The 21,250-nt window shown below is 69.7% G+C and carries 23 protein-coding genes and 1 pseudogene; 16 read left to right on the top strand and 8 right to left on the bottom strand.

Annotated features, from left to right (window positions below):
* Positions 1-276, top strand: a pseudogene (locus tag ACLZN2_RS41875) (zinc ribbon domain-containing protein); the annotation flags it as partial.
* 34 nt (positions 277-310) lie between these two features.
* On the opposite strand, the gene ACLZN2_RS41880 reads toward ACLZN2_RS41875, so the two are convergent.
* Positions 311-853 (bottom strand): GNAT family N-acetyltransferase, encoded by a 543-nt coding sequence (locus ACLZN2_RS41880; protein ID WP_416984985.1) that lies wholly within the window; start codon positions 851-853, stop codon positions 311-313.
* Between the two features lie 132 nt (positions 854-985).
* On the opposite strand from ACLZN2_RS41880, the gene ACLZN2_RS41885 reads away from it, so the two are divergent.
* The 8 genes from ACLZN2_RS41885 to ACLZN2_RS41920 all read left to right on the top strand — a co-directional run bounded on the left by ACLZN2_RS41885 (position 986) and on the right by ACLZN2_RS41920 (position 9,227).
* A complete protein-coding gene (locus tag ACLZN2_RS41885; protein ID WP_416984987.1) occupies positions 986-1,759 on the top strand; it encodes an SCO2525 family SAM-dependent methyltransferase in 774 nt (257 codons plus the stop codon).
* A 59-nt stretch (positions 1,760-1,818) separates the two neighbouring features.
* Entirely contained in the window at positions 1,819-3,681 is a 1,863-nt protein-coding gene (locus ACLZN2_RS41890) for an SCO2524 family protein (protein ID WP_416984988.1), read from the top strand.
* A 3-nt stretch (positions 3,682-3,684) separates the two neighbouring features.
* A complete protein-coding gene (locus ACLZN2_RS41895) occupies positions 3,685-4,605 on the top strand; it encodes an SCO2523 family variant P-loop protein (RefSeq protein ID WP_416984989.1) in 921 nt (306 codons plus the stop codon).
* Positions 4,602-5,588 (top strand): SCO2522 family protein, encoded by a 987-nt coding sequence (locus tag ACLZN2_RS41900; protein WP_416984990.1) that lies wholly within the window; start codon positions 4,602-4,604, stop codon positions 5,586-5,588. The genes ACLZN2_RS41895 and ACLZN2_RS41900 overlap by 4 nt, the downstream gene beginning before the upstream one ends.
* Positions 5,588-6,556 (top strand): SCO2521 family protein, encoded by a 969-nt coding sequence (locus tag ACLZN2_RS41905; RefSeq protein ID WP_416985040.1) that lies wholly within the window; start codon positions 5,588-5,590, stop codon positions 6,554-6,556. The genes ACLZN2_RS41900 and ACLZN2_RS41905 overlap by 1 nt, the downstream gene beginning before the upstream one ends.
* A 44-nt stretch (positions 6,557-6,600) precedes the next feature.
* Complete coding sequence (locus ACLZN2_RS41910) at positions 6,601-7,539, top strand: DUF6879 family protein (protein WP_416984991.1); 939 nt, start codon at positions 6,601-6,603, stop codon at positions 7,537-7,539.
* Positions 7,540-7,617: 78 nt separating this feature from the next.
* Positions 7,618-8,367, top strand: a complete 750-nt coding sequence (gene recO / locus ACLZN2_RS41915) for a DNA repair protein RecO (protein ID WP_416984992.1) — start codon at positions 7,618-7,620, stop codon at positions 8,365-8,367.
* Positions 8,368-8,384: 17 nt separating this feature from the next.
* Entirely contained in the window at positions 8,385-9,227 is an 843-nt protein-coding gene (locus ACLZN2_RS41920; protein WP_416984993.1) for an isoprenyl transferase, read from the top strand.
* A 257-nt stretch (positions 9,228-9,484) separates the two neighbouring features.
* Here the strand turns inward: ACLZN2_RS41920 and ACLZN2_RS41925 are convergent, their stop codons facing one another.
* From ACLZN2_RS41925 to ACLZN2_RS41940, 4 genes are read right to left on the bottom strand one after another with little or no spacing between them, the layout of a single operon-like run.
* The gene (locus tag ACLZN2_RS41925) at positions 9,485-9,904 is read right to left on the bottom strand and encodes a Fur family transcriptional regulator (protein ID WP_416984994.1); all 420 of its coding nucleotides are present in this window, start codon (positions 9,902-9,904) and stop codon (positions 9,485-9,487) included.
* Between the two features lie 59 nt (positions 9,905-9,963).
* Positions 9,964-10,866 carry a metal ABC transporter permease gene (locus ACLZN2_RS41930; RefSeq protein ID WP_416984995.1) on the bottom strand — a complete coding sequence of 301 codons (903 nt, stop codon included), beginning with the start codon at positions 10,864-10,866 and terminating at the stop codon, positions 9,964-9,966.
* Positions 10,866-11,633, bottom strand: coding sequence for a metal ABC transporter ATP-binding protein (locus tag ACLZN2_RS41935; protein WP_416984997.1), 768 nt, complete (start codon positions 11,631-11,633; stop codon positions 10,866-10,868). The genes ACLZN2_RS41930 and ACLZN2_RS41935 overlap by 1 nt, the downstream gene beginning before the upstream one ends.
* Before the next feature lie 20 nt (positions 11,634-11,653).
* Complete coding sequence (locus ACLZN2_RS41940; protein ID WP_416984998.1) at positions 11,654-12,610, bottom strand: metal ABC transporter substrate-binding protein; 957 nt, start codon at positions 12,608-12,610, stop codon at positions 11,654-11,656.
* Between the two features lie 171 nt (positions 12,611-12,781).
* Between ACLZN2_RS41940 and ACLZN2_RS41945 the strand changes: the two genes are divergently transcribed.
* A complete protein-coding gene (locus ACLZN2_RS41945) occupies positions 12,782-14,164 on the top strand; it encodes a glycine--tRNA ligase (RefSeq protein WP_416984999.1) in 1,383 nt (460 codons plus the stop codon).
* 60 nt (positions 14,165-14,224) lie between these two features.
* On the opposite strand, the gene ACLZN2_RS41950 is transcribed toward ACLZN2_RS41945, so the two are convergent.
* Positions 14,225-14,605, bottom strand: coding sequence for a hypothetical protein (locus tag ACLZN2_RS41950; protein WP_416985000.1), 381 nt, complete (start codon positions 14,603-14,605; stop codon positions 14,225-14,227).
* 173 nt (positions 14,606-14,778) lie between these two features.
* Between ACLZN2_RS41950 and ACLZN2_RS41955 the strand changes: the two genes are divergently transcribed.
* From ACLZN2_RS41955 to ACLZN2_RS41980, 6 genes are all read left to right on the top strand, one after another.
* Positions 14,779-15,621 (top strand): helix-turn-helix domain-containing protein, encoded by an 843-nt coding sequence (locus tag ACLZN2_RS41955; protein ID WP_416985001.1) that lies wholly within the window; start codon positions 14,779-14,781, stop codon positions 15,619-15,621.
* Entirely contained in the window at positions 15,603-15,890 is a 288-nt protein-coding gene (locus ACLZN2_RS41960) for a DUF397 domain-containing protein (protein ID WP_416985002.1), read from the top strand. The genes ACLZN2_RS41955 and ACLZN2_RS41960 overlap by 19 nt, the downstream gene beginning before the upstream one ends.
* Positions 15,891-16,011: 121 nt before the next feature.
* Positions 16,012-16,620, top strand: coding sequence for a lytic polysaccharide monooxygenase auxiliary activity family 9 protein (locus ACLZN2_RS41965; RefSeq protein ID WP_416985003.1), 609 nt, complete (start codon positions 16,012-16,014; stop codon positions 16,618-16,620).
* Between the two features lie 81 nt (positions 16,621-16,701).
* Complete coding sequence (locus ACLZN2_RS41970) at positions 16,702-17,712, top strand: aldo/keto reductase (protein ID WP_416985004.1); 1,011 nt, start codon at positions 16,702-16,704, stop codon at positions 17,710-17,712.
* A 25-nt stretch (positions 17,713-17,737) separates the two neighbouring features.
* A complete protein-coding gene (locus ACLZN2_RS41975) occupies positions 17,738-18,361 on the top strand; it encodes a TetR family transcriptional regulator (RefSeq protein WP_416985005.1) in 624 nt (207 codons plus the stop codon).
* Positions 18,362-18,411: 50 nt separating this feature from the next.
* A complete protein-coding gene (locus ACLZN2_RS41980; RefSeq protein ID WP_416985007.1) occupies positions 18,412-19,311 on the top strand; it encodes a UTP--glucose-1-phosphate uridylyltransferase in 900 nt (299 codons plus the stop codon).
* Positions 19,312-19,398: 87 nt separating this feature from the next.
* Here the strand turns inward: ACLZN2_RS41980 and ACLZN2_RS41985 are convergent, their stop codons facing one another.
* Together ACLZN2_RS41985 and ACLZN2_RS41990 are read right to left on the bottom strand one after the other, a co-directional pair.
* On the bottom strand, positions 19,399-19,617 hold the full coding sequence (locus ACLZN2_RS41985) for a hypothetical protein (RefSeq protein ID WP_416985008.1): 219 nt from the start codon (positions 19,615-19,617) through the stop codon (positions 19,399-19,401).
* A 137-nt stretch (positions 19,618-19,754) separates the two neighbouring features.
* Complete coding sequence (locus ACLZN2_RS41990; RefSeq protein WP_416985009.1) at positions 19,755-21,209, bottom strand: MFS transporter; 1,455 nt, start codon at positions 21,207-21,209, stop codon at positions 19,755-19,757.
* Positions 21,210-21,250 lie beyond the last annotated feature (41 nt).

A 21,250-nucleotide genomic window follows, 5' to 3' on the forward strand; every position in this document is an offset into this window, starting at 1 on the left:
CAAGCATGGCCGCATCGTGCACCTGGTCCATCCGGCGCACACCACCATGGACTGCGCAACATGCGGAGCGAGAACCAAGCACGCTCCCCCACTGCCTTAAAGGCGTGGGGGGACCCCCAGCCGCTGTCCGAACGCACCTACACCTGCACCGCATGCGGAACCGTGTCCCCTCGGGACAAGAACTCCGCCCGCGTGATGCTCCTCCGGGCTGGTCTCAACCCGGCTGGTGTCGAGGGCGTAAGACCTCCGGGAGCGCTGCTCCCTGAGGCAGCCTGAGCCAGGAATCCCCGTCCCTTCAGGAGGGGAGGATTCAAAGCGTGAGCGACATGAGCAGCCGGTGTTCGCCGGGGCCGAAGTAGTCCTTGCGGGGGCCGCCGGGGTCCGGGACGAAGCCCAGGGAGAGGTAGAGGGCGACGGCCGACTCGTTTCCGGGTTCCACGGAGAGCCAGACGGAGTGGGTGCCCTTGGCGCGCAGATGGCTGAGGATCCCCGTCATGAGCAGCCGGCCCAGGCCCTGTCCGCGCATGGTGGGGGCGATGGCGAGGCTGAGGACCCAGCTCTGCGCCTCGTGCGGCGAGGCGGCGAGCACATAGCCGTGCAGCTCGCTGCCCTCCTCCACGAGGAGCAGGAAGTCGGGGAACGCGGTGAGGAGTTGACGCAGGACGAAGAACGGGTATGGACCGTGTGGGAAGGCCTCCTCGTCCAGGCGTGCGAGCTGCGGCAGATCGGCCTCGGTGGCCCTTCGGATCCGTAACCGCGTCGTTCCGGGTATCTGGCCGACTGTCGGACCGGCTGTCGGACCGACCGCCGGACCGGTGGCCGACCGGAAGTGATCTCCGGGAGGTGGAGTCATACCGTCCCCTTGTGAATGTCGACAAATCGAATTGGGGCCTTGTGTGATTTCCGTACCTGATCTCCATCATTGGCCAGGTGTAACCAGCCCTTCAAGACCCCCGCGCCCGGTGCGCCTACGGTAAGGTGAACCATGACTTCTGGAACCACCGCCGACGCGAAACTGAATGCCGACGCACGCTGGGACGACTTCGACCCGGAGGCGTACATCAGGCGCAACTACCTCCACATGCAGGCGGTGGACAAGGAGATCATCTCTCGGGTGCGGGACCACTTCAGTGATCATTTCCGGGGGAGCGGCAGAGTCCCCTCCGGTATTGACGTCGGCGCCGGTCCCAATCTCTATCCCGCTCTCGCCATGCTTCCCTGGTGCGACCGGATCACGCTCCTGGAGCGGTCCGCCGGCAATCTCGCCTACCTCGGCAGCCAGGTCGCCGAGTACGACCAGCACTGGGACCAGTTCTGGGACGTCCTGTGCGAGGACCCGGCATATGCCGAACTCGACGTCACACCAAGGGTCCGCTTCAAGGAAGCCGTCCAGCAGCCCGAGCCCGGCAGCCTCTTCGACCTCTGCTCCGACACCCGCCGCTGGGATCTCGGCACCATGTTCTTCGTCGCCGAGTCCATCACCACCTCGCTCGACGAGTTCCAGCGCGGCGTGGGCTGTTTCATGAGCGCGCTGAATCCGGGCGCGCCTTTCGCCGCCGCGTTCATGGAGCATTCCGAGGGATATCGCGTCGGCGAGGTCGATTTTCCGGCCACCCGGGAAATCGACGAGGAAAAGGTCGAGGAATCGCTCGGTAATTTCGCCCAGGACATGAAGATGTACCGTCTGGACGATCCGCACGATCTCGTGCGCGACGGATACAGCGGAATGATCCTGGTCTGCGGTCGACGGAAAGAATGACCTCGAAATATCGGGAACATCGGAATCCGTGAAGACCGGCCTGTGCGAGGGGAATGGGCATGCAGATCAAGCCGAGACAGAATCTGCTCGAAGTGTGGCAGGCCATCGCCCGCCATTCCTTCGACGACGGCACCTGGGACTGGGGCGAATGGGGCGGCCGCAGCAGCGTCGCCGACGCCGAGCGTCTGCTCTGCCTTCTCTACCCGGCCACCGAAATCGAGCCGTTCCGCCTGGACGACCCCGACACCACCGAGCTCGACGTCGAAAGGGCCCTGCGGAACGCGGGTGACTCCAGCGAGATTCCCGCGAACCTCGTGGAGATCCTCGGCGACTTCATGCAGCAGCACCGCGGCGAGGAGGGCCCCACCTTCGCGGGCGGCTACTACTTCGCACCCGAGGACCCCGAGCACGAACTCTCCAAGGAGCAGCGGCAGGTCGGCGTCGTCGACTCCTACTCCATGTCGATCACGCTGTGCCTGGCCACCCTCGGCTTCCTCAAGGTGTACCGCGGCAAGACCCTGCGCGCCTCCACCCTCGCCCGCATCGACAAGCTACGCGAGGAGACCAGCAACCGGCTCACCGCCGCCATGGTCAGCCTGCTGCGCTCCTTCACGGTCAACGTCGTCGACATCAACTCCGACCAGGGCCAGGCACTCGCCCGGCTCCTCGGCCGCGGCCGGCTCTCCGACCGGCAGGTCCTCGCCCGCTTCCAGGACCGCTTCAAGTCGCTGCGCGCCCTCATCACCGAGAGCGTCACCCTCGGCCTCGACGGCGACGTCACCGACGAACTCCGCAACGAGAACCGCCTCTTCGAGTGCGGCTGGGCCTGGAGCCTGGTGAAGGGCGCCCCCGAGGTCGAGGTCGAACCGGCCACCGCCGAGGGCATCGGCAAACAGCACGAGGGCGTCGCCCGCGCCGTGCCCTACCTGTACTTCACCGTCGTCGCCCTCGACGGCATCCCCGACCTGTCCTCCGAGCGCACCCTCGTCCTCGGTCTGCTCACCGCCGAACAGCAGAAGCTGGCCGACGCGCTGCGGCTGCGCTGGGAGATCACCCAGCAGTACTGGTCCGCCATCGCCCGCTTCGACGACGCGACCTGGCCGCTGGAGGAGATCCCCTGGCGCACCACGCTCCAGCAGCTGGAGTCCGAGTACTTCTCCCTCTCCGTGGCCTCCATCCTCGTCCACGACCTGGTCCGCCGGCGCGCCACCGACGACGACCTCACCCGCACCGTCGCCGTGATGGAACGCCTCGCCGACCGCGGCCGCATCACCAGCCGCCCCACCCGTGAGGACCCGGCGGTCGGCCTGCACAACCCCGGCGTCAGCCTGCCGCTGCTGGGCAGCGAGAAGATCGGCCCCGCCATGAGGTGGACCATGGGCGACTTCTCCGCACAGCTGCTCAAGCGAACCCTGCAACTGTGCGCGCTGTCGCGGAACATCGCCTCGCAGGACCGGCTGCTCAGGCTCGCCGAGGACATCCTCGACCACCTCTGGGCCCGCCGGATCACCGACGGCGAGGGCGTCGGCCTCTGGGACAACGTGCACGCCGTGTACCCCGAATTCCCGGTCCGCGAAGGGCCGTTGTCCTGGAGCATCACCGAGCGCGTCACCGAGTGCATGGTCGTCGCCCGCGGCCTCTACACCCAGAACCCCATCCGCAGCGCCGAGATGTCCACGCTCGCCCAGGCCGCCATCAGCGAGGCCGCCCATCTCTTCGGCAAGGAGCAGCTGGAGCAGCCCGCCCCCGCCCCGAGAAGCTCCCAGGGCGAACAGGTCCGGGCCATCGAGGCCGATCTGCGCCGCGCCCGGCAACTGGTCGACAAACAGCCCGGCACCGCCCACTCCCTGGCCCTCGGCGTCCTCGCCCGGCTCTACGAACTCGACCGCGCCCGGGGCGACTCCGGCCCCCGGGGGGTGTGATCCGTGCTCGTGTTCGCCGCCTCCGACAAGGGAGGCACGGGCCGCTCCGTGACGAGCGCCAACCTCGCCTACCATCTGGCGCTGGGCGGCGACGACGTCTGCTACCTGGACTTCGACTTCGGTTCGCCCACCGCGGCCGCCGTGTTCGACCTGCCCGACGTCCTCACCGAGGCCGAGGGGCACGGGCTGCACTCGTACCTCCAGGGCAAGACCGGCAAACCCTTTCGGGTCGACGTCTGGGCCCGCACCGAACACCCCGACCTGCGCAACCGGCCCGGCGGCTCCGGCCGGCTCGTCCTGCTGCCCGGCGACCGCACCGGCGGGGAATTCGTCACCGACGAGGAGAACCTCCACCGCTGCGTCGATCTCGTCCTCGGCCTGAAACGCGAATTCGACGTCATCATCGTCGACCTGAGCGCCGGACGCAGTTATGCGATGGACCTCGCACTCGTCGCCACCTCGCCCCGCGGCGGGCTCGGCCGGCTCAAAACGCGATGGCTCGTCTATCACCGCTGGACCCGCCAGCATGTGATGGCCGCCGCCGAACTCGTGTACGGGAAACAGGGAATCGCACAGGCCGGTATAGGCATGGGGCACCGGCCCGACGCGCTCAACGGATCGATCCGCTTCGTCCGGGCCGCCGTACCCGATCTCGAGGCACCCCCGTGGTCACAGGTGTCGCCCTCGCAGTACGCGTGGATGCGCAAGTGCGACAAGGAACTCGAACAACTCGCCGCCGGCCGCGGTATCGGCAAGACACGGGTGCTGACCTCCATTCCGCTGGAACCCGTCCTGCAATGGCAGGAACGCCTCATCACCAACGAGGACGTGCACGACCGAAGGATCGCCAACAACGACACCTGGCAGGCCATGGGAGATCTCGCCCAACGGGTGACCGACGACAAGTTCTGGGGGGAGTTGTGAACCAGTCCGCGGCCGTGTTCCGGGAGACCAGCGCCGAACCGCGCACGGAATCCGTTCCGTTCTCCCATCTCTCCCTGGAATTAGGCCACTTGTACATGGAGGACTTCGTCGAGGGGCCCGCCCGGCTGCGCCGGCACTTCACCGCCGTACGGCCCTGGGTCGACGCCGCCCGGGCCGGCCTCGGCCCACTGCTCGCAGGCCGGCGCCCCCGGATCAGCACCTGCTTCCTCATCGACGACTACTTCTCCCGGCTCTCCACCCCCGCCGAGCTGATCCCGCCCCTGCTCCAGGCCGCCGCCGACGCCGGACTCACCATCGACTACCTCGCCCGTGAGTCGGGCTGCGCCGTGGCCGACCCCGCCCACCGGGACCGGGCCGAACTCGCCGAGTCCGTCCTGCACCGGCTCGTGGAGTCACCCCCGCCCGGCAGCAACGGCTTCCGCCCGCCCGTCAGCCGCACCGGCTGGCTCACCAACGGCCGCCGCGCCCCCGCACAGCGCACCTCCGCCGCCCTCGACTCCACCGGCACCGTCTGGCAGCCGCCCAGCGAGACCGGCGCCCGCGGCCACTCCGTCTTCATGGACGTCGAACTGTGGAACGGCCCCGACGACGACCGCACCTGGTCCTGCGCGTTCCTCGCCTCCGTCTGGCAACTGGTCCGCCTCGGCCTCCTCCGCGACAACGGCCGCGCCGTGCTCACCCCCACCCCCTGGGACGACAAGGACTTCCCCGCCGAGTGGGACGAGCTGCCGCCCGTCCTGCGCCTCAACCCGAAGGCCACACCCTTCACCGCGTACGTCACCTGCAGCGTCCTGCCCGCCCGCTTCCTGCCCGTCGAGCACGCCGTACGCGTCATCCTCGACCAGGTCCACGTCGAGGCCCAGACGCTTCTCCAGGTCACCGAGCGGTCCGAGGCGGAGGGCTTCGCCGTACCCGCCGGAGTGGTGGACCGCACCTCCTACGTGTTCCCGCCGGGCCTGTGATGGGCCGCCTGGGCACAGCCGCGGGTCCCGTTCTCGTCTGCGGCGAGGTGCGCACCTGCCTGCTGCCCACCCGGGACGCCGTCGACGAGCGGGCCGCCGTGGCACTGCTGCGGCTGCGTGCCGACGAACGCGTACGGGTCTCCCGGCACCCCAACCGGCACGCCGTCTCCCCGGACGTCCTCACCGGCGTCGACTGCCGGCTGCCCACCGCCACCGGCGCCCGCAGCCGCGCCGTCGGCACGGTCACCGCCCGGGCGGCGCTCACCGAGGGCCGGGTCCTGCAGTCCACGGCGTACTTCTCCGCCGCCGCCTCAGGCCCCGACCGGCGCCGGCCCTGGGGCTACTACCTGGTCCGCCCCGGCACCCTGGTTCCGGTCGGCCGGCTCCCCGAGAAGTCCCTCAACGAGGGCTTCCTGAGCGGCCATCAGCCCGGCGAGCTGGACGTCGGCTCCATCGCCGACAGCCTGCTGGCGAGGATCTCCCGCGAGGACCGGATCCTCGACTACGACCCCCCGCTCACCACCGCCGACACCAGCCTGCGCTGGACGGCGGCCGCGACGGCCGACGGCGAGGAGACGTCCCTGCGGTTCACCAAGGCCGAGGACGGCCTGCGGATCGTCGAACTGCGACTGCCGCCCGGCACCGCGCCCGCCGCCGCGGCCGGACTGTGCGAGGACCTCGCGCTGCACGACTGGCTGCTCACCACCGTCGCCGACAAACTCGACGGACTGCGCGTCGGCTCCGAGGACGGCCGGGCCGTCCTGAAGGTGCTGCGCCCGCTCGTCGACCACCTGCTGCACCTGTGGATGCCGCAGGCCCGCGTCGACGGCACCCTGTACACCGCCTGGCGGGAACTGGAGCAGACCCCGGGCTACAGCCGGCAGTGGAACGCCCTCGCCCAGCGCATCCGCGACCAACTCGTCCTGCAGAACCTCACCGTCCCACGGCAGGCGCTGCCGACACCCTGACGCACGATCCCGACGGCACGATCCCAACGGGGGGAGAAAGAGAGATGCACGCACGGCATGTAACACAGAAGCTCCTGGTCACGGTGGTGGTGGGTGGAGTCGTCTACCTGCTGACCAACGTGATCTCGTCCGACGACGACGGCCCCTGGCAGCTCGTGCTCTCCGTGCTGTGCGGCGGCATAGTGCTGATCGTTCAGTTCCTGGTCTCGTTCGTGAACCAGATGCAGGCCGTGAAGGGCTCCGTCGACCAGCGCTTCGCCGACATCGGCAAGGCCACCAAGCTCTTCAACGAGGTGGAGAAGCTCCGCGACGACGGCGTGCCCCGACTCGCCGAGAACGCCACCAAGGTCGTCTCCACCGGGCCGAGGATCCTGCACGACTTCGCGAACGAGGAGATCAACCGGCTCGCCGGAGTGATGGAGGACCTCGCCGCCCTCACCGCGGAGACGCCGGGCGAGAACCACGACTGGCTCATGACGCTGACCAAATGCACCCACCTCAGCATCGACGCCATCAGCACCAACCTCGTCGACGAGGACTTCTGGTCCACCGAGCCGGCGAACCGCTATCTGACGGCCCAGCGCGACGGGATCAACGAACGGGGCGTCACGGTCAGGCGCCTGTTCATCGTCAAGGAGAACCAGGAGCGAGCCGCGCTGGATCCCATCTGCGAGGAGCAGCGCTACATGGGCATCAAGGTCCGCGTCGTGGCCCTCGACCAGCTTCCGGCACACCTCCGCCGGGGCAAGATGATCGACTTCATCCTCTTCGACAAGGCGCTCTCCTACGAGATCCACCCCGACCAGCTGGGGCTGAACTCGTCGACGGCGGTGAACGCCCGGCCCGAACTCGTACAGCCCCTGTCACGCCGGTTCGAGCAACTGTGGGAGGCGGCCGGTGACCTGCAGCCGCCGCCGAACGGACTCCCCGCCCCGGGCAGCATCCGTTCCCTGACCGGCAGCGGCGACGGGGCCGACACCTGATCCCTCGGACCCCGCCGCATGGGCCAGAATGGGTGCCATGAGCCAGTCCCGCCCCCAGCGGTGCCGCGGCGGTGTGCGATGAGTCTCTTCCGGGACGACGGCATCGTCCTGCGGACCCAGAAGCTCGGCGAAGCCGACCGCATCATCACGCTGCTCACACGCGGACACGGCCGGGTGCGGGCGGTGGCCCGAGGGGTGCGGCGGACGAAGTCCAAGTTCGGCGCCCGCCTGGAACCCTTCTCCCACGTCGACGTGCAGTTCTTCGCCCGCGGCAGCGAACTGGTCGGACGCGGGCTGCCCCTGTGCACCCAGAGCGAGACCATCGCCCCGTACGGCGGCGGCATCGTGAGCGACTACGCGCGCTACACCGCCGGGACGGCCATGCTGGAGACCGCCGAGCGGTTCACGGATCACGAGGGCGAGCCCGCCGTACAGCAGTATCTTCTGCTCGTCGGGGCGCTGCGGACTCTCGCCCGGGGCGAGCACGCCCCGCATCTCGTCCTCGACGCCTTCCTGCTGCGCTCCCTCGCCGTCAACGGCTACGCGCCCAGCTTCGACGCCTGCGCGAAGTGCGGCCTGCCCGGCCCGAACCGCTTCTTCTCGGTCGCCTCCGGCGGCAGCGTCTGCGTCGACTGCCGGGTGCCCGGCAGCGTCGTACCCTCACCGCAGACCCTGGTCCTCCTGGGCGCGCTGCTTACGGGAGACTGGGAGACGGCGGACGCGGCGGAGGCCCGGTACGTGCGTGAGGGCAGCGGGCTGGTGTCCGCGTACTTGCACTGGCACCTGGAGCGTGGACTGCGCTCGCTCAGGTATGTAGAGAAGAGCTAGAGGGAGACGAGAGGCACATGGTCGTACGCGGGTTCCTGGGGCGGCAGCGTCGGGAGTACAAGGCACCGGAGCCGCACCCCTCCGGCGCCCGCGCCCCGAAGCTGCCCGGCGAGCTGGTCCCCGAGCACGTGGCGATCGTCATGGACGGCAACGGCCGCTGGGCCAAGGAGCGCGGGCTTCCCCGCACCGAGGGCCACAAGGTCGGCGCCGAGCGCGTTCTCGACGTCCTCCAGGGCGGTGTGGAGATCGGCGTGAAGAACATCTCGCTGTACGCCTTCTCCACCGAGAACTGGAAGCGCTCGCCCGACGAGGTCCGCTTCCTGATGAACTTCAACCGCGACTTCATCCGCAAGACCCGCGACCAGCTCGACGACCTGGGCGTCCGGGTGCGCTGGGTGGGCCGGATGCCCCGGATGTGGAAGTCGGTCGCGAAGGAGCTCCAGGTCGCCCAGGAGCAGACCAAGGGCAACGACCGTCTCACGCTCTACTTCTGCATGAACTACGGCGGTCGCGCCGAGATCGCCGACGCCGCGAAGGCCCTCGCCGAGGACGTGAAGGCGGGCCGCGTCGACCCGGCCAAGGTCACGGAGAAGACGCTCCAGAAGTACATGTACTACCCGGACATGCCGGACGTGGACCTGTTCCTGCGCCCCAGTGGCGAGCAGCGCACCTCCAACTACCTGATCTGGCAGAGCGCGTACGCCGAGATGGTCTTCCAGGACGTGCTGTGGCCGGACTTCGACCGTCGTGACCTGTGGCGGGCGTGCGTCGAGTTCGCCTCCCGGGACCGCCGCTTCGGCGGCGCGATCCCGAACGAGGAACTGTTGGCCATGGAAGGACGGGACTCAAGCGCCCCGTAAGGGGCGCGGGGCTGTGTTCGATATGCGGCTCCGCCGCGTGGGCGCGACTAGGGCGTGTTTCGAAAGTCCCGCCTGCCCGGCGACGCCTGGCACGCACGCTCGCCGCGTTGTCGGGATCACCCCGATACATCCAGTATCGGGGCGACCCTCCGCCTTGCGATCGCACGCACCAGACGCCGCCGGGCCCGCCCTACGGGCGGACGACGCTACTTTCGAAACACGCCCTAACCCCCACCGGCCCGCAGCCGTACGAGACCTCAGCCCGCCGAGCTCTCCGCACAGTCCGCGCACGTACCGAAAATTTCCACGGTATGCGCCACGTTGACGTACCCGTGCTCCGCGGCAATCGCCTCCGCCCACTTCTCGACGGCCGGCCCCTCCACCTCCACCGCCTTGCCGCAGACTCTGCAGACGAGGTGGTGATGGTGGTCGCCGGTGGAGCAGCGGCGGTACACCGACTCGCCCTCGGACGTGCGCAGGACGTCCACCTCACCGGCGTCGGCGAGGGACTGGAGGGTGCGGTACACGGTGGTCAGGCCGACCGAGTCGCCCTTGTGTTTGAGCATGTCGTGGAGGTCCTGCGCGCTGCGGAACTCGTCGACCTCGTCCAGTGCCGCCGCGACGGCGGCGCGCTGCCGGGTGGCGCGGCCCTTAACGGGCGGTCCAGCGGTCGTCACCGTTGCCTCCTCACGTCTGCGGCTTGCCGGGCCATTGTGCCAGCCCGTGCTGTGCCGGGTCAGACGCCAACTCCGTCGCCGGCCCCTCTTGTGGCCGGAACAGCGCACTCCGCCGGGTCTCCGGCCGGGTGGGCGGCGGCTGCCGCGCGGGCGCGGCGGCGGGCCAGCGGCGCGGCCAGCACGCTGAGCGCGACGAACGCGGCGATGGTCAGCAGCACGATCGTCGCGCCGGGCGGGACGTCCTGGTAGTACGAGGTGACCGTGCCGCCGATGGTCACGCTCACGCCGATCGCGACGGCGATCGCGAAGGTCGCGGCGAAGCTGCGGCTGAGCTGCTGGGCCGCGGCCACCGGGACCACCATCAGGGCGGACACCAGCAGCAGGCCGACCACGCGCATCGCGACCGTCACGGTCACCGCGGCGGTGACCGCGGTGAGGAGGTTCAGGGCGCGGACCGGGAGACCGGTGACACGCGCGAACTCCTCGTCCTGGCTGACCGCGAACAGCTGGCGGCGCAGGCCGACGGTGACGAGGACGACGAAGCCGGCCAGCAGGCAGATCGACGTCACGTCGGACTCGCTCACCGTCGAGAGGGAGCCGAAGAGGTACGAGGTCAGGTTGGCGTTGGAGCCGCCCGGCGCGAGGTTGATGAACATCACGCCGCCGGCCATGCCGCCGTAGAAGAGCATGGCGAGGGCGATGTCGCCGCGGGTGCGGCCGTACCAGCGGATCAGTTCCATCAGCACCGCGCCGAGGACGGAGACCGCGGTCGCCATCCAGACCGGGGACGCGGAGAGCAGGAAGCCGAGGCCGACGCCGGTCATCGCGACATGGCCGATGCCGTCGCCCATCAGGGCCTGGCGGCGCTGGACGAGGTAGATGCCGACGGCGGGGGCGGTGATGCCGACCAGGACGGCGGCGAGCAGCGCCCGCTGCATGAAGGCGTAGTCGAGGAAGTCCATCAGCTCAGCAGTCCTGTGCGCATCGGTTCGGCACCCGCCGGGGCGTGCGGGTGTACGTGGTCGTGGCCGGGTAGCGCGTGCTGGCCGACGGCCTTCGGGGGCGGGCCGTCGTGCTGCACACAGCCGTCGCGCAGGACGACCGCCCGGTCGATCAGCGGCTCCAGGGGGCCGAGCTCGTGCAGCACGAGGAGGACCGTCGTACCGGCCGCGACCTGGTCCTTCAGGGTCCGCGCCAGGACCTCCTGGCTGGCCAGGTCGACGCCCGCCATCGGCTCGTCCATGATCAGCAGCTCGGGCTCGCAGGCCAGGGCGCGGGCGATCAGGACGCGCTGGTGCTGGCCGCCGGAGAGCGCGTCGACGTTGTCCTTCGACCGGTCCGCCATGCCGACGAGGTCCAGGGCGTGCCGTACGGCCTCCCGGTCGTCCTTGCGGAAGACGCCGAAGCGGGTGCGGGAGAGGCGGCCGGAGGAGACGACCTCGGTCACGGTGGCCGGGACGCCGCCGGCGGCGGTGGTGCGCTGGGGGACGTAACCGATCCGCGCCCAGTCCCGGAACCGCCGGCGCGGGGTGCCGAACAGCTCGATCTCGCCGGAGCCGACCGGCACCTGTCCGATGATCGTCCGCACGGCCGTCGACTTGCCGGAGCCGTTGGCGCCGAGCAGCGCGACGACCTCACCGCGGTGCACGGTGAGGTCGATGCCCCGCAGGACGGGGCGCGATCCGAGATCGGCGCGGACGTTCCGCAGGGAAATGACGGGCTCGGTCATGCCGCTCTCCGATCGGCTGGTCACTTGGCTCCCAGGGCCGTCTGCAGCGCCTTGAGATTCGCCCTCTGGACCGAGAAGTAGTTGTTGCCCCGGGACTTGTCCGTGATGCCCTCGATCGGGTCGAGGACGTCCGTCTTCAGTCCGGCGTCGGAGGCGATGGTCTTCGCGGTCTTGTCGCTGACGAGCGTCTCGTAGAACACGGTGGTGACGCCGTCGGCCTTCGCCATCTTCTCAAGCTCCTTCACGCGCGCGGCGCTGGGCTCCGACTCGGGGTCGAGGCCGTTGATGGCCTCCTCGGTCAGGCCGTAGCGCTCGGCGAGGTAGCCGAAGGCGGCGTGGGTGGTGACGAAGACCTTGGTCTTCGTGTCCGCGAGCCCGTCCTCGAACTCGGTGTTCAGGGCGTCGAGCTCCTTCACGAGGGCCGCGGTGTTGGCCTTGTAGTCGGCCGCGTGGTCCGGGTCGGCCTTCTCGAAGGCCTTGCCGACGCCCTCGGCGACCTGGGCGTAGCGCACCGGGTCGAGCCAGATGTGGGGATCGAGGCCGGAGGACTCCTCGTCCTCGTGGTCGTCGTGCTCGGCCGCGTGGCCGCCGACCTCGTTGCCGTGCTTCTCCAGGGAGGTGAGGGAAGCGGCGTCGATCTTGGTCTTGATCTCGGACTGGGCCACCGCGTCGTCGACGGAGGGCTGGAGGTTCTTCAGGTAGAGCACCGCGTCGGACTCCTGGAGCTGCGCGGTCTGCTTCGCGCTGATCTCCAGGTCGTGCGGCTCCTGGCCGGGCTGGGTGAGACTGGTGACGTGGACGTGGTCCCCGCCTATCTCCTCGGCGAGGAAGGCCATCGGGTAGAAGGACGCGACGACGTCGAACCTGTCCGTGTTGCCGGCGGCACTGGCCCCCGAGCACGCGGTGAGAGTGCCGAGCCCGAGAGCGGCGGTGGCCGCCATGGCTATGCCGGATATGCGCTGTCGCCGTACGTTCATGACAGTCATTTTCAACAAATATGGAAACCGTTGTCAACAAGCCGGGTCAGGGCCGGTAAGAGGGCTGGGCAAGGGAACCGATTTGGTTCAGGGGGAGCCCCCGCCGGTACCCTGAATCATTCGCTGGAAGCATCTCGCTTCGTCGCCCGTCGTCGTTATGAAGAGAGCACCGTGGCCGCCGACAAGATCGACACCATCGTCAGCCTGAGCAAGCGCCGTGGCTTTGTATTCCCCTGCAGTGAGATCTACGGCGGCCAGCGTGCCGCCTGGGACTACGGACCGCTGGGTGTCGAGCTCAAGGAGAACCTGAAGCGCCAGTGGTGGCGCTACATGGTGACGTCGCGCGAGGACGTGGTCGGCATCGACTCGTCCGTCATCCTGGCCCCCGAGGTCTGGGTCGCCTCCGGTCACGTCGCCACCTTCACCGACCCGCTGACCGAGTGCACCTCCTGCCACAAGCGGTTCCGCGCGGACCACCTGGAGGAGGCCTACGAGGCCAAGCACAACCGCCTTCCGGAGAACGGCCTGGCGGACGTGAACTGCCCCAACTGCGGCAACAAGGGCCAGTTCACCGAGCCCAAGCAGTTCTCCGGCCTGCTCTCCACCCACCTCGGCCCGACCCAGGACAGCGGCTCCATCGCCTACCTGCGCCCCGAGACCGCCCAGGGCATCTTCACCAACTTCGCCCTGGTGCACACCGCTTCCCGCAAGAAGCCCCCGTTCGGCATCGCGCAGGTGGGCAAGTCCTTCCGCAACGAGATCACGCCCGGCAACTTCATCTTCCGCACCCGCGAGTTCGAGCAGATGGAGATGGAGTTCTTCGTCAAGCCGGGCGAGGACGAGACGTGGCAGGAGTACTGGATGGAGCAGCGCTGGAACTGGTACACCGGCCTGGGCCTGCGCGAGGAGAACATGCGGTGGTACGAGCACCCCAAGGAGAAGCTCTCCCACTACTCCAAGCGCACCGCTGACATCGAGTACCGCTTCCAGTTCGGCGGCAACGAGTGGGGCGAGCTGGAGGGTGTCGCCAACCGCACCGACTACGACCTCGGCGCCCACTCCAAGGCCTCCGGCCAGGACCTCTCCTACTTCGACCAGGAGGCCGGCGAGCGCTGGACGCCGTACGTCATCGAGCCCGCGGCCGGTGTCGGCCGCGCGATGCTGGCGTTCCTCCTCGACGCCTACGTCGAGGACGAGGCCCCCAACGCCAAGGGCAAGCTGGAGAAGCGCACGGTCCTGCGCCTCGACCACCGCCTCGCCCCGGTGAAGGTCGCGGTCCTGCCGCTCTCCCGCAACGCGGAGCTGTCCCCGAAGGCCAAGGGCCTCGCCGCCGCGCTGCGCCAGCACTGGAACATCGAGTTCGACGACGCGGGCGCCATCGGCCGCCGCTACCGCCGCCAGGACGAGATCGGCACGCCGTACTGCGTCACCGTCGACTTCGACACCCTCGACGACAACGCCGTCACCGTGCGCGAGCGCGACTCCATGAAGCAGGAGCGCGTGTCCCTCGACCAGATCGAGGGCTACCTGGCGGGCCGCCTGATCGGCTGCTAGGCGCTTTCCGTACGCGCGAGGCCGGTTCCGGCGGGGAGACCCACCGGAACCGGCCTCGCGCTATGAGGTGGCGTGCTGCTGCCGCTGGTGGCTGCGCAGCATGACGTTGGCGTCGGTCTCCGCGCTGTAGTCGTGCGCGGCCCGTGCCTTCTCGCGGCGCGCCGCCAGTTCGTCGCACTCGGCGCAGTCCGGCACCGGCGCGGGCGGGCGGGGAAGGCCGACCATGAACGGCCCGTCGGTCCGCGCGAGCCCGTTCGCCGCGCGCACGCGGGCGCGGAGCCGTTCCCGGTCGGTGGCCGGCCGCAGCGCCGCCGGATCGGCCTGCCATTCCCGGCCCCCGCCGACGGGGCGGAGCATCGCGTAGGGGCCGGAGCGGTCCTGGTACTCGCCGACCTTGTCCGTGGCGGGGTCGTAGAGGAGGGCGCCGGGCTCGTGGTGCATGTTCATTCGCTCCTTTCACCCAACTTCCATACTAAATGTGAGGGTTGGGCTACTCTGGGTGGTGGGGGCTGTCGTCAGGATGTCCCTGGAGCGGGGTCGGCACGCCGTTGGCGAGGGGTTTTTCGTCGTCGGGCGCCGTAAATTCCACAAATTCCACGGAGGGACGCGATGCGATGCCGCCGAGGCGAGTGATCACGGGACGGAGCCAGGAGCCGCGGCAGCGGTTCGCGGAGGAGCTGCGGTTACTGCGGCAGGAGAAGGGGGTGAGCCTGCAAAAGCTGGCGGAGGTGGTCGGCTGGGATCCCTCCCAGTTCGGGAAGCTGGAGACCGGGCGCACGCTGGGCAGCCCAGAGGTCGCCCAGGCGCTCGACCAGTACTACGGGACGCCGGGGCTGCTGCTGGCGCTGTGGGAGTTGGCGGTCGCCGACACGTCGCAGTTCAAGGAGCAGTATCGGCGGTACATGACGTTGGAGGCCGAGGCGGTGGGGCTGTGGCAGTACTCGGTGAGCGCGCCGCCGGGTCTGCTCCAGACGGACGGGTACGCGTGCGAAGCGCTCACGGCGGGTGGGCTCAGGGGTGAGGAGCTGAACCAGCAGGTCGAGGCGCGTACGAGTCGGCGGAAGCTGCTGGAAGGGCAGGATGCGCCCCCGTTCCGGGCGATCCTCTCCGAGGCCGTGCTGCGGACAGCGATGCGCGACGCTCAGGAATGGCGGCGGCAGTTGGAGTACCTCTTGGAGGCGGCGGAGCGCCCGAACACCACCCTCCATGTGCTGCCGTTCGGCGCTGGTCCGCATGGCCTGATGAACACCGACACGATGTTCCTGCGGCTGCTGGATGGCCGTACCGTGGCCTATACCGAAAACGACGTACGAGGTGAACTGGTCGAGGAGACAAGCAGGGTTGAGCGCCTACATCGCACATATGATGCGGTACGTGACCTGGCGCTGAAGCCTGCTGAGTCGCGAACGTTCATCTTGCGTATGTTGGAGGAAGTGCCGTGCGAGCCATCGACTTGAGCAACGTGACGTGGCGCAAGAGCAGTTACAGCAACACGGATGGCGGCAACTGCGTCGAAGTCTCCGACGACCTCCTCGGCGCCGCCGCCTGGCGCAAGAGCAGCTACAGCAACCAGGACGGCGGCGCCTGCCTCGAAGTCGCCGACAACGTAACCGCCCTCGTCCCCGTCCGGGACAGCAAGGCCCCCGCCCTCGGCGTGCTCGTCTTCGAGGCGGCTGCCTGGGAGGACTTCGTGGGTGCCGTGAAGCACGCACGCTTCTCCGCCTGAACTGACCCACCCTCCTCGACAGTTCGTCCGCGCTGTTCACCCGTTCGGCGCTCACGCGGATGCCGACCGCCGGCGTCCGTGTGAGCCTGAAGGCCGGTACGTAGGAGGAGGAACAGCAACGATGGCAACAGCGAAGACCGCACGCTCCGACCAGGATGCCGCCCCGTTCCATGGGTGGGTCACCCAGCCGCCGTCCCGGGCGGCCCTGCTGTTCAACGACGGTTATCCGTCCAACGCGCTGGAGGCGGGCAAGTTCTTCCCCGCGACGCAGGCGGGCCTGACCGACCCCCTGCAGCCCTCCGACGTCGCCAGCGCCACGCCGCCGCCGGACGGGAAGATCGCCAGTGCGGGCTACACCGATGGTGGTGCCCCTCGGCTGGACGAGGTGCGGGACTGGCGGAAGGTCGATCTCGCGTCGGGTGCGCAGCAGAAGGTCGTCTGGAACTTCTCGATGCGGCACAAGACGCGTCGCTACAACTACTTCGTCACGAAGAACGGCTGGGATCCGTCGCAGCCGCTGTCGCGGGCGCAGTTCGAGGCCGAGCCGTTCGCGCGGCTGGAGCCGAACGGGGACACGCCGTACTGGGACCTGCCGGATCCCCCGCAGGTTCCGGTGGAGCACACGATCACGCTGCCGCAGCGCGAGGGCTATCACGTCGTTCTCGGCGTATGGGAGGTGGCGGACACCGGTAACGCCTTCTACCAGGTGATCGACGTGAACTTCACGTAGTGCGCCCAGGGCAGTGAAGGGTAGCGGCCTGACGACTGACAGATATTGAAATCTGTCAGTCGTCATGCCATGCTTCCTCGTATGACGATGCGAACCCGTTCCCTCGGCACCACCGGCCCCCAGGTCTCCGCCCTCGGCCTCGGCTGCATGGGCATGACCGCGCTGTACGGCGACGCGGACCGGGGCGAGTCGATCGCGACCCTCCACGCCGCCCTGGAGGCGGGCGTGACCCTGCTCGACACCGGCGACTTCTACGGCATGGGCAGCAACGAGCTGCTGATCGGGGAGGCCCTGCGCAGCGCGCCCGCCGCCCGCCGCGAGCAGGCGCTGCTCAGCGTCAAGTTCGGCGCCCTGCGCGGCCCCGACGGCACCTGGGCGGGCTACGACGGCCGCCCGGCCGCCGTGAAGAACTTCGCTTCCTACTCCCTCCAGCGCCTCGGCGTCGACCACATCGACGTCTACCGGATCGCCCGGCTCGACCCGGACGTACCGATCGAGGAGACGGTCGGCGCGATCGCCGAGCTGGTCGAGCAGGGGCACGTCCGGCACATCGGCCTCAGCGAGGTCGGCGCCGAGACGATCCGCAGGGCCGCCGCGACCGCCCCGATCGCCGACCTCCAGATCGAGTACTCGCTGATCAGCCGAGGCATCGAGAGGTCGATCCTGCCGACCACCCGGGAGCTGGGCATCTCCATCACGGCGTACGGCGTGCTGGCGCGGGGCCTGATCTCCGGGCACTTCACGGCCGACCGGCAGCTCGCGGCGAACGACTTCCGGGCCTACTCGCCCCGCTTCCAGGGCGAGAACCTCCAGCACAACCTGACCCTGGTGGAGGCCCTGCGGAAGATCGCCGAGCAGAAGGGCGTCTCCGTCGCCCAGACCGTGATCGCCTGGGTGCTGGCCCAGGGCGAGGACATCGTCCCGCTGATCGGCGCCCGCACCCGGGAGCGGCTCACGGAGTCGCTGGGCGCCCTGGACGTCGTACTCGACAAGGCGGACCTCGCGGCGATCGAGGAGGCCGTACCGGACGGCTCGGCGGCCGGTGAGCGCTATGCGCCGGCGGCGATGGAACACCTCGACAGCGAGCGCTGACCCCCCTCCCGGGTACCGTCTGACCATGGCCCCGCCGCAGACCTCCGAGATCCTGACCCCCGAGCGCATCCTCGAAGCGACCGAGGAGGTGCTGCGGCGCCACGGCCCGGCCAAGGCCACCGTGGTCGACGTGGCCCGTGCGCTCGGGGTCAGCCACGGCAGCGTCTACCGGCACTTCCGTACCAAGGCGGCGCTGCGCGCGGCGGTCACCAAGCGGTGGCTGGACCGTACGTCCGAGGCTCTCGCGGGCATCGCCGCCGACGAGACGCGCCCACCGGAGGCCCGGCTGCGGGACTGGCTCGCCGCCCTCTTCGAGGCCAAGCGGCGCAAGGCGGGCGACGATCCGGAGCTGTTCGCCACCTACATCGTGCTGACCAAGGAGAGCGGCGAGGTCGTCGGCGAGCACGTCGCCGACCTGACCGGCCAGCTCGCGACGGTCATCACGGCGGGCGTCGCCTCCGGCACCTTCACCGTCCCCGACCCGGCCGTCGCCGCCCGCGCCGTCTTCCAGGCCACCGGCCGCTTCCACGACCCCGACTACGTCACCGTGTGGGAGCGGCCCGAGGCACAAGAGGACTTCGCGGCGCTGGTCGACCTGGTGGTGAGGGGGCTGGGCACCGGACAGACAGCCGTCACCCCGGCGGACTAGAGTGTGCGGCCGACCACGCGCGACACCGACACGAACCGGGAGAGACCCAGATGCCTCCGACGATCCGCAGGGCCGTGATCCCCGCCGCCGGACTCGGCTCCCGTCTGCTGCCGCTGACCAAGGCGACCCCGAAGGAGATGCTCCCGGTCGGCGACAAGCCGGTGATCGAGCACACCGTGCGCGAGCTGGTGGACTCCGGCATCACCGACATCACCATCGTCGTCTCCGGCGGCAAGTCCCTCATCCAGGACCACTTCCGCCCCAACCCCGCCCTCGTCGACCAACTGCGCGCCGACGGCAAGCCCGCCTATGCGGACGCCGTCGAGGAGATCGCCGAGCTGGCCCGCAAGGGCCACATCACCTACCTCGACCAGCGCGGCCCCTACGGCAACGGCACCCCCGTCCTCAACGCGGCCCGCTCCTTCGGTGACGAGCCGGTACTGGTCCTGTGGCCCGACGACGTGTTCGTCGCCGAGGTCCCCCGCGCCCAGCAGCTGATCCGCGCCTACGAGCAGACCGGCTGCCCCGTCCTCGCCCTCATGCCGATGGACCCCGCAGACTCCCAGCGCTACGGCGTCCCCATCGTCAAGGAGGACCTCGGCGCCGGCACCCTGCGCATCACGGGCCTGGTCGAGAAGCCCGACCCCGCCGCCGCGCCCTCCTCCTACGCGGCCATCGGCGGCTATGTCATCACCCCCGGCATCGTCGACGAACTGCGCGAACAGACCCGCCGGTGGTACGAGCACCGCACCGGCGAGATCTACCTGACCGACGCCATCAACGCCTACGCGTCGACCCGGGCGGTGTACGGGCAGGTCATCCAGGGCCGCTGGTACGACACCGGCAACCCCGCCGACTACCTGGTCGCCCAGATGGCCCACGCCCTCGCCCACCCCGAGTACGGCCCGCTCCTGCGCGGCCTGGTCAGCGACCTCGACGCGGCGGGCTGAGCCGGAGCGTTCCGAGCGAACCGCAGGCCCCGTACCCGGTCGGCGAACCGGCCACCGGCTACTGAGCCCGGTCAGGCCCCGGCGAACTCATCGCTGCGGCGCGCCCTCCGACGGATCCACCGTCGCCTGATGAGCCTCCGCCAGATGCTCGGCCGCCTTCAGCCAGGGCAGGAACTGGGCGCCCTTGCGCCAGCCACAGGTGTCGCAACTGAGGGTGCGCTGCACTCCCGTCCGCTGCACCCGGACGACGTGCTCACGCCCGTGCTGGTCCCAGCGGCTCACCTTGCTCGAGTCGATCGACGGCACGATGCCTCCCCTTCCCCGTCCGTCCCTTCCCTTACCCCGGCAGGCATGGAGTGTGCCGCAAGAACAACATCAACGGGGGATTCTCACCCCACCTTGCGAGGCAGCCGCAGGCCGCACGGTGGCCGGCACTTTGGCGGTCAGGCGTTCACGCCCGCTGCCGCCTCCCTGACGTCCGTCGTCTCCTCCTCCAGGCGGCGGGCCGTCCGCTCCGCCGTGCGGCGGGCCCAGGGGCCGGTCGTCAGGGTGCCGAGGACGAGGACGAGGAGGCCGCAGGCGGTGAGGATCCACCAGCCGGGGACGGCCGCGGGGACGAAGGTCTCGCGGTACGACGTCACGCTCACGCCCGCCGCCAGCACCGCGCCGACCACCGCGACGCCGAGGGTCTGGCCCAGCTGCCGGCTGGTGGAGGCGACCGCCGCCGCCACCCCGGCCTGGCTGCGGGGCATCCCGGAGACCGCCGTGTTGGTGATCGGCGCGTTCACGAAGCCGAAGCCGATCCCGAAGAGGGTGTAGCCGAGGAGCAGCGTGACGTTCGAGGTCTCCGCGTCGAAGACCGCGAACAGCAGGGCGCTCGCCGTCATCGCGAGGCCCGCGATCACCAACGGCAGCCGGGGGCCTCGGCTGCCCACCAGGCGGCCGGACAGCGGCGCGCACAGGAACGTCGGCAACGCCATCGGCAGCATCCACAGGCCCGCGTGCAGCGCGTCCAGACCCCGTACGTTCTGGAGGTAGAGGGTGGAGAGGAACAGGAAGCCGCCCAGCGCGGCGAACGCGCTCACCGCCACCACCGTCGCCCCGCTGAACGGCGCCGAGCGGAAGAAGCGCAGGTCGATGAGGGGTTCGGCGCGGCGCGGCTCGTAGAGGAGGAGTCCGGTCAGGGCGGCGAGGGCGAGGGCCGCGAACGGGCCGCTGGTCGCCGGGCCCGCCCCCGGCGCCTCGATGATCGCGTACGTCAGGGAGCCGAAGAGCGTGATGACCAGCAGCTGGCCGACCGGGTCGGGGCGGCGGGCCTTCGGGGCGCGGGACTCGGGGACGAACCGGAGGGTGAGGAGCAGCGCGGCGAGGCCGACCGGGAGGTTGACCCAGAAGATCGCACGCCAGCCCACCGCCTCCACCAGCAGTCCGCCCAGCAGCGGACCGGCCGCCATCGAGATGCCCACGACCGCGCCCCACACGCCGATCGCCCGGGCCCGCTCGCGTGGGTCGGTGAAGGTGTTGGTGATGATCGACATGGCGACCGGGTTCAGCATCGAGCCGCCGACCGCCTGCACCATCCGGGCCGCGATCAGCAGGTCCAGGCTCGGGGCGAGGGAGCACAGCAGCGACCCGAGCGAGAACACCACGAGGCCCGCCATGAAGACCTTGCGGCGGCCGATCCGGTCGGCCGTGGAGCCCGCGAGCATCAGCAGCGCGGCCAGCACCACCGTGTAGGCGTCGATGGTCCACTGCAGTCCGGCGGTGGAGGCGTGCAGATCGCGCTCCATCGCGGGCAGGGCGACGTTCAGCGCGGTGGTGTCGAGGCTCACGATCAGCAGGCTCATGCAGCAGATCGCGAGGACGAGCCGACGGCGGTGCGGGCTGAGCTCGGGCATGCGTTAATAGTACGCCTAACTAATGAATATGGCTCGTGTGC

This window comes from Streptomyces sp. T028 (genome assembly GCF_048159505.1).
In the GTDB taxonomy this organism is placed as follows: Bacteria; Actinomycetota; Actinomycetes; order Streptomycetales; family Streptomycetaceae; genus Streptomyces.

Excerpts from the sequence above, each read along its gene's own strand:
- ACLZN2_RS41880 (WP_416984985.1), bottom strand. The coding sequence starts at position 853 with ATGACTCCACCTCCCGGAGATCACTTCCGGTCGGCCACCGGTCCGGCG.
- ACLZN2_RS41970 (WP_416985004.1), top strand. The coding sequence starts at position 16,702 with ATGACGATGCGAACCCGTTCCCTCGGCACCACCGGCCCCCAGGTCTCC.
- ACLZN2_RS41885 (WP_416984987.1), top strand. The coding sequence starts at position 986 with ATGACTTCTGGAACCACCGCCGACGCGAAACTGAATGCCGACGCACGC.
- ACLZN2_RS41965 (WP_416985003.1), top strand. The coding sequence starts at position 16,012 with ATGGCAACAGCGAAGACCGCACGCTCCGACCAGGATGCCGCCCCGTTC.
- ACLZN2_RS41890 (WP_416984988.1), top strand. The coding sequence starts at position 1,819 with ATGCAGATCAAGCCGAGACAGAATCTGCTCGAAGTGTGGCAGGCCATC.
- ACLZN2_RS41990 (WP_416985009.1), bottom strand. The coding sequence starts at position 21,209 with ATGCCCGAGCTCAGCCCGCACCGCCGTCGGCTCGTCCTCGCGATCTGC.
- ACLZN2_RS41935 (WP_416984997.1), bottom strand. The coding sequence starts at position 11,633 with ATGACCGAGCCCGTCATTTCCCTGCGGAACGTCCGCGCCGATCTCGGA.
- ACLZN2_RS41975 (WP_416985005.1), top strand. The coding sequence starts at position 17,738 with ATGGCCCCGCCGCAGACCTCCGAGATCCTGACCCCCGAGCGCATCCTC.
- ACLZN2_RS41980 (WP_416985007.1), top strand. The coding sequence starts at position 18,412 with ATGCCTCCGACGATCCGCAGGGCCGTGATCCCCGCCGCCGGACTCGGC.
- ACLZN2_RS41955 (WP_416985001.1), top strand. The coding sequence starts at position 14,779 with ATGCCGCCGAGGCGAGTGATCACGGGACGGAGCCAGGAGCCGCGGCAG.
- ACLZN2_RS41940 (WP_416984998.1), bottom strand. The coding sequence starts at position 12,610 with ATGAACGTACGGCGACAGCGCATATCCGGCATAGCCATGGCGGCCACC.
- ACLZN2_RS41920 (WP_416984993.1), top strand. The coding sequence starts at position 8,385 with ATGGTCGTACGCGGGTTCCTGGGGCGGCAGCGTCGGGAGTACAAGGCA.
- ACLZN2_RS41905 (WP_416985040.1), top strand. The coding sequence starts at position 5,588 with ATGGGCCGCCTGGGCACAGCCGCGGGTCCCGTTCTCGTCTGCGGCGAG.
- ACLZN2_RS41930 (WP_416984995.1), bottom strand. The coding sequence starts at position 10,866 with ATGGACTTCCTCGACTACGCCTTCATGCAGCGGGCGCTGCTCGCCGCC.
- ACLZN2_RS41950 (WP_416985000.1), bottom strand. The coding sequence starts at position 14,605 with ATGCACCACGAGCCCGGCGCCCTCCTCTACGACCCCGCCACGGACAAG.
- recO (WP_416984992.1), top strand. The coding sequence starts at position 7,618 with ATGAGTCTCTTCCGGGACGACGGCATCGTCCTGCGGACCCAGAAGCTC.
- ACLZN2_RS41910 (WP_416984991.1), top strand. The coding sequence starts at position 6,601 with ATGCACGCACGGCATGTAACACAGAAGCTCCTGGTCACGGTGGTGGTG.